Origin of the sequence: Kitasatospora putterlickiae (genome assembly GCF_039527695.1) — a bacterium.
In the GTDB taxonomy this organism is placed as follows: Bacteria; Actinomycetota; Actinomycetes; order Streptomycetales; family Streptomycetaceae; genus Kitasatospora; species Kitasatospora putterlickiae.
Genome location: NZ_BAAAKJ010000061.1, coordinates 5,495 through 16,051 on the forward strand (window position 1 = coordinate 5,495; position 10,557 = coordinate 16,051).

The following is a 10,557-nucleotide window of genomic DNA, read 5'->3' on the forward strand; positions in this document are numbered from 1 at the left end:
ACGCCGCCCGCGCCGCCGGGGTGGAGGGCGCCGGGCGCGACCGCTTCCTGTCGCCCGACCTGGAGGCCGCGGCCGCGCTGGTCGCCTCCGGCGATCTGGTGCGGGCGGTCGAGCGGGTCACCGGGCCGCTGGCCTGACGGCCGGACGGCTGGACGGAGCGTGCGGAGCGGGTGGAGCGGGTGGGACGGATGGCGGTGGCTCAGGACACCGTGTCAGTCCCACTCGCTCCGCGCGGCCGCCGCGCGGCGCTTCTCCTCGACCCGATCGGTCAGTACGGACGAGATGTTGACGCCGACGATGCCGCCCCAGCACACCAGCAGGCCCCAGACCCCGCCGGCGCCGGCGGCGATGCCGGACAGCGGGATGCCCAGCGCCATGGAGACGATCGGCAGCCGGACCCCCGAACGGCCGCCCCGGCGCCCGTGACCGTGGCCGTGCGGGCCGCCGTAGGGGCGGTCGGCGCCGGCCGCGTGGCCGTACCCGTCGGCCGGGCCGAGCCGCTCGCTGACCCGGCGCTCCACCCGGGCGTCCAACCGGGCGTCGAGCCGGGAGAGGAAGGAGTCGAGGAGCTCCGACTCGTACTCCTTGCCGAGCTCCTTGCGGGCCTCCAGCGTCGCTTCCAGATCGCGCCGCAGGCCGTCCTGGCGAGTGTCCATGGACACCAGCCTGCGCCCACCGGACCGGGCGGGTCCACCACTTCGCCGGGAATCAGGGCGGTCTCAGGGGGATTTCAGGGTCACCCCGAGGCCGTCGGCGCCCCGCGCGGGGCCCGCGTGGCGGACGTCTCAGCCGGCGTCCCGTCGTACGAGACGTCTTTGCCAGCGGCCGCCCGCTGCTGCACAGTCATCCGAACAGCTCGCATCCGGAGGTACCGCCATGACCGCCACCGACGACGCCGGCCCGGTCGGTCCCTCCGCCCGGTTGCTCCAGCTCTTCGAAGGCCACCGGCTCACCCCCACCCAGCGGCGGATCGCGCACTCGCTGGTGCGGCACGCCACCGAGGCGCCGTTCCTCTCCAGCGTCGAGGTCGCCGAACTCGCCGGCGTCAGCCAGCCCTCGGTGACCCGGTTCGCGGTCGCCCTCGGCTACGACGGCTACCCGGCGCTGCGCAAGCAGCTGCGCGAACTCGGCGCCGGCGAGCCCGCCGCCCCCGAGACCCCGGCCGACGCCGTCCGCAACGAGCACCAGCAGGCCGTCCTCGCCGAGATCGAGCACCTGCGCCACCTCGCCGAGCTGCTCGCCGACCCCGAGCCGATCACCCGTGCCGCCCGCCTGCTCGCCGCCTCCCGGCCGCTGCCCGTGCTCGGCCTGCGCGCCGCCTCCGCGCAGGCGCGCGGCTTCGCGTACTTCGCCGCCAAGGTGCACCCGGACATCCGGCTGCTCGACGAGGGCGGCAGCATGCTCGCCGACCGCCTGGAACAGGCCGCGGCGGCGGGCGCGGGCGTCCTGCTCTGCTTCGCCCTGCCGCGCTACCCGCGCGAGCTGATGGACGCCCTGGCGGTGGCCCGCGACTGCGGACTGACCGTCATCACGGTGGCCGACAGCGTCTTCGCGCCGGTCGCCAAGCTCTCCGACCTGATGCTGCCGGCCGCCGTCGGCACCGGACTGGTCTTCGACACCGCCTGCGCCCCGATGATGCTCGGCCGGGTGCTGCTGCAGACCATGTGTGACGAACTCCCCGGCGCCGAGGCCCGGCTGGAGGCCATCGAGCAGTCGGCGGCGGCCCGCGGCCTGTTCCTGGAGTAGCGCGCGGTCAGACCGCGAGCGCCCGCCGGATCCGCTCCAGGGTCGCCCGCATGCCGGCCCGGTTGGCCGCCGCCCGCCGCTGCGGGGGCACCCCGGTGAACACCTTGCCGAGCAGCTCGGCGACCGGCGCGCCCCGCCCGGTCCGCAGGTCCCGCCAGTACTCGGTGAGGGTCGTGCCGCCGTCCCCGTCGGACGCGAACCGGTAGCCCCACTCGGCGATCGGCAGCCCGAACGAGTCCACCCGGAAGGCGAACTCGCGCCCCGGCTCGGCCGTCGTCACCCGGCAGGTGGTGAACCAGACGAACAGGCCCCGGCGGTTGAAGCCGACGAACCGGTCACCGGCCCGCAGCGGCCCCCGGCGCGCCCACACCGCCCGGCATTCGGGACTCCACTCGCCCATCCGCCGCACCTCGCTGACGGCGCGGTAGACCACCGCCGGCTCCGCCGCCACGCCGACGCTCTCCTCGACACCCCACTCGCGGTCCATGCCGCTCCTCCCCGTTGGCCTCCGGCCCGAACGCCGGCCCCGCCGACCGTACCCGCAGGTTGGCGATCCGCCCAGGGCGGGCATCACTCCAGTCAGGGGGTGCCGCCATGCGCGTGATCCACGAGATGAAGTTCGTCGGCCGGCTCGCCTCCGGAGCCGACGAGTGGTCCTGCCCGACCTGCGGACGCCGCGTCACCCTGCGCCGTCTGCCCGACCCCGAACTCACCGTCCTCGACCCGGGCGACGAGACCGTCGTCCACGTCGGCGTGATCGAACCCGACGCCCGCGCCGCCGCGGCCGCCGACCGCTACGGCCTCGGCCCCGTCCAGGAGATCCCCCGCCCGCCCCGCGTCCCCGTCCCCGACGCCGCCGACCGCCGCTGGCTGGAGGAGATCGGCATCCACTGGGACGACGACGCCGCGGCGTAGCGCGACCACCTCAACCCGCGTACAACGGCAGCCCGTCGGTACTCAGCCCCTCCGGGAGGGGCGCCGCCGGCACCACGGGCTCGCCGTACCGCCCCCGCACGGTGCCGCGGTAGGCCCCGTCGCACGGATCGGTGCGGAGCGTCCACGTGCCGTTCCGGGGATCGAGGACGAGCAGCGCGCGGACCTCCGCGGCCGCGTACCAGTCGCTCTTCACGGTGACGTCCCGCGCGCCCTTGGAGCGGGGGACCACCTCCACGGCGAGGGCCGCCTCGTGCGGGTCCGCGAGCCAGTGCTCGTCGCCGCCCCAGTCGACGGGCAGGACCACCAGATCGGGGGTGGCGTAGTCGTCCCGGTCGCCCGGCATGCCGAGGGACGAGCACTGGTAGGCGGCGAACCCGTCGGGCAGGCCCGCGTCGAGCCGCGCCCGCAGCCGCTCGACCGTTCCCGCGTGCCTGCCCCGGCGGGGCGGGGCGAGGACCAGCGTCCCGCCGATGACCTCGACGCCGAGGCCGGTCAGGCGGCTGAGCCGGCCGGCTGCCGTGCGGAGGGCGCCGGGGTGTACGGGGAGTTCCGGCATGGTGTCCCTCCGTTGGGGTTCGGCGGGGGCAGCGTAGCGCGGGGGAGCCTGTCGCCGGGGTGCCGATCGGATCGGGTCGGCCTCTGGCCGGGGGCTGAATGTTTGGATATATTCAGCCGGGTTGAGCATGAATGAATTCATCCGCAAGGAGGCCGGGACATGGTGCAGCAGGTGAGCGGGCCGCGTGAGGTGCGGGCGGCGCGGGGGGTGGGGCTGACGGCGCGGGGATGGCAGCAGGAGGCGGCCCTGCGGATGCTGATGAACAACCTCGACCCCGAGGTGGCCGAGCACCCGTCGAAGCTGGTCGTGTACGGGGGCACCGGGAAGGCGGCGCGGGACTGGCGCTCGTTCGACGCCATGGTGCGCACGCTCGAAGGGCTCAAGCAGGACGAGACCATGCTGGTGCAGTCCGGCCGCCCGGTCGGCGTGATGCAGACCCACGAGTGGGCGCCGCGCGTGCTGATCGCCAACTCCAACCTGGTCGGCGACTGGGCCAACTGGGAGGAGTTCCGCCGGCTGGAGAGCCTCGGGCTCACCATGTACGGGCAGATGACCGCCGGGTCGTGGATCTACATCGGCACCCAGGGCATCCTGCAGGGCACCTACGAGACCTTCGCCGCCGTCGCCAACAAGAGGTTCCAGGGCACGCTGGAGGGGACGATCACCCTCACCGCCGGCCTCGGCGGCATGGGCGGCGCCCAGCCGCTGGCCGTCACCATGAACGGCGGCGTGGCGATCTGTATCGACTGCGACCCGTCCCGGATCGCCCGCCGGATCGAACACCGCTACCTGGACGTCGAGGCCAAGGACCTCCCGCACGCCCTGGAGCTCGCCACCGCCGCCCGCGACCAGCGGCGGCCGCTCTCCATCGGCGTGCTCGGCAACGCCGCCGAGCTGGTCCCGCGGCTGCTCGCGATGGACGCGCCGATCGACATCGTCACCGACCAGACCAGCGCCCACGACCCGCTGGCCTACCTGCCGGTCGGCGTCGCGTTCGACGACATGGCGACCTACGCCGCCGAGAAGCCCGCCGAGTTCACCCAGCGCGCCCGCGAGTCGATGGCCCGGCACGTCGAGGCGATGGTCGGCTTCCAGGACCGCGGCGCCGAGGTGTTCGACTACGGCAACTCGATCCGCGGCGAGGCCCAGCTGGCCGGCTACGACCGCGCCTTCGCCTTCCCCGGCTTCGTGCCCGCCTACATCCGCCCGCTGTTCTGCGAGGGCAAGGGCCCGTTCCGCTGGGCGGCGCTCTCCGGCGACCCGCAGGACATCCACAAGACCGACAAGGCCGTGCTCGACCTCTTCCCGGAGAACGAGTCGCTGCACCGCTGGATCAGGATGGCCCAGGAGAAGGTGCACTTCCAGGGCCTGCCCGCGCGGATCTGCTGGCTCGGCTACGGCGAGCGCGACAAGGCCGGCGAGCGCTTCAACGACATGGTGGCGAGCGGCGAGCTGTCCGCGCCGATCGTGATCGGCCGCGACCACCTGGACTGCGGCTCGGTCGCCTCCCCCTACCGGGAGACCGAGGCGATGCTGGACGGCTCCGACGCGATCGCCGACTGGCCGCTGCTCAACGCCATGGTCAACGTCGCCTCCGGCGCGTCCTGGGTCTCCATCCACCACGGCGGCGGCGTCGGCATCGGCCGCTCGATCCACGCCGGGCAGGTCACCGTCGCCGACGGCACCGCGCTGGCCGGCGAGAAGATCCGCCGGGTGCTCACCAACGACCCCGGCATGGGCGTCATCCGGCACGTCGACGCCGGCTACGACCGGGCGGCCGAGGTGGCGGACGAGCGCGGCGTGCGCGTCCCCATGGCCGAGCAGAGCCCGACGGGTGAACTGTGACGCCGTCCTTCGAGGAGATGTGGGCGGAGCTGCTCCCCGTGGGCCGCTCCGCCGCGTCCGGCGGCTACCGCCGGTACGCCTGGAACGCCGCCGACGCCGAGTGCCGCGCCTGGTTCGAGCAGCAGGCCCGCGACCGGGGCCTGGCCTACGAGCTGGACCGCAACGGCAACCAGTGGGCGTGGCTGGGCGATCCGGCCGCCGGCGGCGCCGTCGTGACCGGCTCGCACCTGGACTCCGTCCCCGACGGCGGCGCCTTCGACGGCCCGCTCGGGGTGGTGTCCTCCTTCGCCGCGCTGGACGAACTGCGCGCCCGGGGCGCGCGGTTCGGCCGGCCGCTGGCGATCGTCAACTTCGGCGACGAGGAGGGCGCCCGGTTCGGCGTGGCCTGCATCGGCTCCCGCCTCACCGCCGGTGTGCTGAGCCGGGAGGCCGCGTACGACCTGCGTGACGCGGACGGCGTCCGGCTGCCCGACGCGATGGAGCGGGCCGGCCAGGACCCGACCGCGATCGGCGCCGACCACGAGCGGCTGGCCCGGATCGGCGCCTTCGTCGAACTCCACGTCGAGCAGGGCCGCCACCTGGCCGAGCACCAGCCGGTCGGTGTCGCCTCGGCGATCTGGCCGCACGGCCGCTGGCGGTTCGACTTCCACGGCGAGGCCAACCACGCCGGCACCACCCGGATCGAGGACCGCCGCGACCCGATGCTGACCTACGCCACCACCGTGCTCGCCGCCCGCAAGAAGGCGCGGCTCGCGGGCGCGCTGGCCACCTTCGGCAAGGTCGCCGTCGAGCCCAACGGCACCAACGCGATCGCCTCCCTGGTCCGCGGCTGGCTGGACTCCCGGGCGGCCGACGAGGCCACCCTCGCCGCGCTGGTCGAGGAGATCGAACGGGTCGCGGCCGAGCGCGGCGAGCGCGACGGCGTCCGGGTCGAGCTGACCCGCGAGTCCTACACCCCGGTGGTGGACTTCGACGGCCCGCTGCGCGACCGCCTCGCGCGGGTCATCGGCGGGAAGGAGGGCCCGGGCGGCGCCCCCGTGCTGCCCACCGGCGCGGGACACGACGCCGGAATCCTGGCATCCGCCGTGCCGGCCGCCATGCTGTTCGTGCGGAACCCGAGCGGCGTCTCGCACTCCCCGGCGGAGCACGCCGAGACGGCCGACTGCCTGGCCGGCGTCGCCGCCCTCGCCGACGTACTGGAGGACCTGGCGTGTCAGTAGGCCGTGCCGCGGGCGCGCAATCGACGACCTTCTGGGCGCAGTACGCCTGGCTGCCGCACGTCAACGGACCGGTGGTGGAGCAGGACGTCCTGATCAACACCGGCGCCGGCGGCAAGATCGCCAAGGTGCAGCCGAACAGCGGCCCCTGCCCGCCCGGCGCCGTCCGGCTGGCGGGCCTGCTGCTGCCGGGCCAGGCCAACGCGCACTCGCACGCCTTCCACCGGGCGCTGCGCGGCCACGTCCAGGTCGGCTCCGGCACCTTCTGGACCTGGCGCGACACCATGTACCGGTTCGCCGGCGCGCTCGACCCGGACCGCTACCTGGCGCTCGCCACCGCCGCCTACGCGGAGATGGCGCTCGCCGGGATCACCGCCGTCGGCGAGTTCCACTACCTGCACCACGCGCCCGGCGGCGTCCGCTACGACGACCCCAACGCGATGGGCGAGGCGCTGATCGAGGCCGCCGCCCGGGCCGGCATCCGGATCACCCTGCTCGACACCTGCTACCTGTCCTCCGGCTTCGGCGCCGAGCCGACCAAGCCGCAGCTCCGGTTCAGCGACGGCGACGCCGACGCCTGGGCCGAACGGGCCGGGGCGCTGCGCGAGCGCGAGCACGCCCGGATCGGCGCCGCCGTCCACTCGGTGCGCGCCGTGCCCGCCGAGCAGCTCGGCACCGTCGCCCACTGGGCGGCGATGCGCCGGGCGCCGCTGCACGTCCACCTGTCCGAGCAGACCGCCGAGAACGACGCCTGCCTGACCGCGCACGGCGTCACCCCGACCCGGCTGCTCGCCGACCACGGCGCGCTCGGCCCGCGCACCTCGGCCGTGCACGCCACCCACCTCACCGAGGAGGACGTCAAGCTGCTCACCGACTCCTCCACCACCGTCTGCATGTGCCCCACCACCGAGCGGGACCTCGCCGACGGCATCGGCCCGGCCCGGCAGCTGGCCTCCGGCGGCTGCCCGATCACCCTCGGCAGCGACAGCCACGCCGTCGTCGACCCGTTCGAGGAGGCCAGGGCGCTGGAGCTGGACGAGCGGCTGCGCACCCGCACCCGCGGCCACTGGACGGCGAACGCGCTGCTGCGGGCCGGCTCGGAGGACGGGCACGCCTCGCTCGGCTGGCCCGAGGCGGGGCGGATCGAGGCCGGGGCGCTGGCCGACTTCACCGTGATCGGGCTGGACTCGGTGCGCACCGCCGGACCCGCGCCCCGGCTCGGCGCGGAGATCGCGGTGTTCGCGGCCTCGGCGGCGGACGTGCGGCACGTGGTGGTCGGCGGGCGGCACGTGGTGCGCGACGGCGTGCACCAGCTGGTGCCGGATGTGCCGGGCGCGCTGAAGTCCTCGATCGACGCCCTGACTTGCTGAGACACCGGCTCCCCGAAAGGTATGACGTGACCTCCCCGAGCATTCCGAGCACGCTGATCACCGGCATCGGCACGCTGGTCACCAACGACCCCGGGCACGGGAGCGGGCCGCTGGGCCTGCTCACCGACGCGGCGGTGGTGATCGACGGCGACACCGTCGCCTGGGTCGGCCCGGCCGCCGAGGCGCCCGCCGCCGACGAGCGGTTCGACGCGGCGGGCCGCGCCCTGCTGCCCGGTTTCGTCGACTCGCACGCCCACCTGGTGTTCGCGGGCGACCGCACCGCCGAGTTCAACGCCCGGATGTCCGGGCAGTCCTACTCGGCGGGCGGCATCCGCACCACCGTGGCCGCCACCCGGGCCGCCGCCGACGCCGAGCTGGACGCCAACCTGGCCCGGCTGGTGCGCGAGGCGCTGCGGCAGGGCACCACGCTGATCGAGTGCAAGTCCGGGTACGGGCTCACCGTCGAGGACGAGGCCAGGGCGCTGCGGATCGCCTCCGCGTACACGCCGGAGACCACCTACCTGGGCGCGCACGTGGTGGCCCCGGAGTTCGCCGACGACCCGGCCGGCTACGTCGGGCTGGTCACCGGCCCGATGCTGGACGCCTGCGCCCCGTACGCCCGCTGGGTGGACGTGTTCTGCGAGAAGGGCGCCTTCGACGGCGACCAGGCGCGGGCGATCCTCACCGCCGGTGTGGCGCGCGGGCTGACGCCCCGGGTGCACGCCAACCAGCTCACCTACGGTCCGGGCGTGCGGCTGGCCGTCGAGCTGGGGGCGGCCTCGGCCGACCACTGCACCCACCTGACCGACGAGGACGTGGCCGCGCTGGCCGGCTCCGCGACGGTGGCGACGCTGCTGCCGGGCGCCGAGTTCTCCACCCGGGCGGTCTATCCGGACGCGCGCCGGCTGCTGGACGCGGGGGCGGTGGTGGCGCTGTCCACCGACTGCAACCCGGGCTCCAGCTTCACGAGTTCGATGGCGTTCTGCATCGCGGTGGCGGTGCGCGAGATGGGCATGACGCCCGACGAGGCCGTCTGGGCGGCGACGGCGGGCGGCGCGCACGCGCTGCGGCGTCCGGACGTCGGCGCGGTGAGGGTGGGCGCCCGGGCCGATCTGCAGCTGCTGGACGCGCCCTCGCACGTGCACCTGGCCTACCGGCCGGGCGTGCCGCTGACGGCGGCGGTCTGGCGGGCGGGCGTGCGCGAGGTCTGAGCGCTCCGGACGGCGGGGCCGGGGGCGGCCGCTCCCCGGCCACGCCGCCGTGTTCAGCCGAGGTCCAACGACCGGCGCAGGAAGTCGAGCTGGTGGTGGAGCAGGTGCTCCGCCACCGCTTCGTCGCCCGGCGAGTGGCCGGCGCCGACGATGGGCAGCACCTCGTGCGGGCGTCCGGCGGCGAGCAGCGCGGCGGACAGCCTCAGGGTGTGGGCGGGCAGCACGTTGTCGTCGGCGAGGCCCTGGATCAGCAGCAGCGGCCGCCGCAGGCCGGGGGCGTCGGGCAGCAGCGAGGCGGCGTCGTACCGCTCGGGGTGCTCGTCGGGGTGGCCGAGGAACCTCTCCTTCCAGTGGGTGTCGTAGAGCCGGTGCTCGGTGGGCGGGGCCCCGGCGACGGCGGCGTGGAAGACGTCGGGGCGGCGCAGCACGGCGAGGGCGGAGAGGAAACCGCCGTAGGACCAGCCGCGGATGGCGACCTTGCCGAGGTCGAGCAGTCCCGGGCGCAGCGCGGCGGTCGCGTGCAGGGCCTCGACCTGGTCGTCGAGGGCGGGGGTGGCGACGTCCGCGAAGACGCTCTTGTCCCAGCGCGGTCCGCGTCCGGGGGTGCCGCGGCCGTCGACGGCGAGCACGGCGAAGCCCTGGTCGGCGAACCACTGGGAGGTGAGGTCCCACCAGTGCGGGGCGGCGGTGACCTTCTGCGTGGCGGGGCCGCCGTAGGGGTCGACCAGGACGGGCAGCGGGCCGTCCCCGTCGCGGTGGCCGGCGGGCAGGAAGAGCGTGCCGCGCAGCTCCCGGGGGCCGAGCCGGAGCAGCTCGGGGCGGGCGGTGAGGAAGGGCGTCTCGGCGTGCGAGACGAGGGTGCGGGCGGGTGAGCCGTCGCGGTGGACGGTGGTGCGGCCGGTGGGCGCGCCGGGCGTGTGCGCGGTGTGGACGAGCGTGCCGCCGCGCCGCGTGCCGGTGTGCACGCCGGGCTCCTCGCTCAGCCGGACGGCGCCCGCGGCCGGGTCCCACGACCACAGATGGGTCTCGGTGGGCTCGTCGGAGGCGGTGAAGAGCACCTGCTCGCCGTCGGTCCCGAGCACGGAGCGCAACTGCAGGCCGGCGGGGGTGACGGGCTTGCCGTCGACGGTCAGGTGTCGGGTGTCGCCGTCGTCGGCGGCGTCGACCAGTGCGCCGGCGGCGGTGCGGGCGGGCAGGCCCGGGAGCAGTTCGACCCAGTGCTCGTCGCGCCGCTCGGCGAGGACGCGGGTGGCGCCGTCGGCGGGGTCGACGGCGAGGGTGAGCACGGTGCGCTGGTCGCGGCTCTGGACGGCGGCGTACGGGCCGTGGCCGTCCCAGCCGGCGGCGGTGAGGTACTCGTACCCGGCCCGGTCCCAGCGGACCTCGGTGCGCCCGCCGTCGAGGCCGAGCAGCCAGAGGGTGACCTCGGCGTTGGCGGTGCCGGCCAGCGGGTAGCGGATGGCCCGGGGCGGGCGGGCGGGATCGGCCGGGTCGGCGAGGTACAGCCGGCTCAGCCGTCGCTCGTCGACCCGGGCGGCCAGCAGCCGCGCGCCGTCGGGGGACCACCAGTGGGCCCGGTGGCGGTGCATGGACTCGGCGGCGACGTGCTCGGGCACGCCGTAGCGGACCTCGGGGTGCTCGGGTTCGGCGAGCGCGTGGTCCCCGCCGCCGTCGCC

10 protein-coding genes and 1 pseudogene are annotated in these 10,557 nt (G+C 75.5%); 7 read left to right on the forward strand and 4 right to left on the reverse strand.

The genetic code is table 11. From position 1 onward, the window contains the following. Positions 1-137 (forward strand): annotated as a pseudogene (locus tag ABD308_RS06880) (hypothetical protein); the annotation flags it as partial. Positions 138-212: 75 nt separating this feature from the next. On the opposite strand, the gene ABD308_RS06885 reads toward ABD308_RS06880, so the two are convergent. Next, complete coding sequence (locus ABD308_RS06885; protein ID WP_344329196.1) at positions 213-656, reverse strand: hypothetical protein; 444 nt, start codon at positions 654-656, stop codon at positions 213-215. A 220-nt stretch (positions 657-876) separates the two neighbouring features. Between ABD308_RS06885 and ABD308_RS06890 the strand changes: the two genes are divergently transcribed. Beyond that, positions 877-1,746 carry a MurR/RpiR family transcriptional regulator gene (locus ABD308_RS06890; protein WP_344329208.1) on the forward strand — a complete coding sequence of 290 codons (870 nt, stop codon included), beginning with the start codon at positions 877-879 and terminating at the stop codon, positions 1,744-1,746. Positions 1,747-1,753: 7 nt separating this feature from the next. On the opposite strand, the gene ABD308_RS06895 is transcribed toward ABD308_RS06890, so the two are convergent. Continuing rightward, positions 1,754-2,233: an SRPBCC family protein gene (locus ABD308_RS06895; protein ID WP_344329220.1), complete on the reverse strand. Its 480-nt coding sequence runs from the start codon at positions 2,231-2,233 to the stop codon at positions 1,754-1,756. Between the two features lie 107 nt (positions 2,234-2,340). Here ABD308_RS06895 and ABD308_RS06900 point away from each other — a divergent pair, with 107 nt between their 5' ends. Beyond that, positions 2,341-2,661 (forward strand): hypothetical protein, encoded by a 321-nt coding sequence (locus ABD308_RS06900; RefSeq protein WP_344329227.1) that lies wholly within the window; start codon positions 2,341-2,343, stop codon positions 2,659-2,661. Between the two features lie 10 nt (positions 2,662-2,671). Here the strand turns inward: ABD308_RS06900 and ABD308_RS06905 are convergent, their stop codons facing one another. Next, positions 2,672-3,238, reverse strand: a complete 567-nt coding sequence (locus ABD308_RS06905) for a Uma2 family endonuclease (RefSeq protein ID WP_344329230.1) — start codon at positions 3,236-3,238, stop codon at positions 2,672-2,674. Positions 3,239-3,409: 171 nt separating this feature from the next. On the opposite strand from ABD308_RS06905, the gene hutU reads away from it, so the two are divergent. Genes hutU through hutI form a run of 4 tightly spaced genes read left to right on the forward strand, consistent with a single transcriptional unit; the run spans position 3,410 to position 8,881 of the window. Beyond that, on the forward strand, positions 3,410-5,083 hold the full coding sequence (gene hutU / locus ABD308_RS06910) for a urocanate hydratase (protein WP_344329281.1): 1,674 nt from the start codon (positions 3,410-3,412) through the stop codon (positions 5,081-5,083). Positions 5,084-5,100: 17 nt separating this feature from the next. Next, on the forward strand, positions 5,101-6,303 hold the full coding sequence (locus tag ABD308_RS06915) for an allantoate amidohydrolase (RefSeq protein WP_344329286.1): 1,203 nt from the start codon (positions 5,101-5,103) through the stop codon (positions 6,301-6,303). Then, complete coding sequence (locus ABD308_RS06920; protein WP_344329233.1) at positions 6,294-7,670, forward strand: formimidoylglutamate deiminase; 1,377 nt, start codon at positions 6,294-6,296, stop codon at positions 7,668-7,670. Before ABD308_RS06915 ends, ABD308_RS06920 begins: the two co-directional genes overlap by 10 nt. Before the next feature lie 41 nt (positions 7,671-7,711). Next, entirely contained in the window at positions 7,712-8,881 is a 1,170-nt protein-coding gene (gene hutI / locus ABD308_RS06925) for an imidazolonepropionase (RefSeq protein ID WP_344329291.1), read from the forward strand. Positions 8,882-8,934: 53 nt separating this feature from the next. Here hutI and ABD308_RS06930 read toward each other — a convergent pair. After that, positions 8,935-10,557 (reverse strand): S9 family peptidase (locus ABD308_RS06930; protein ID WP_344329236.1); only part of this gene is annotated, 1,623 nt, incomplete at its 5' end.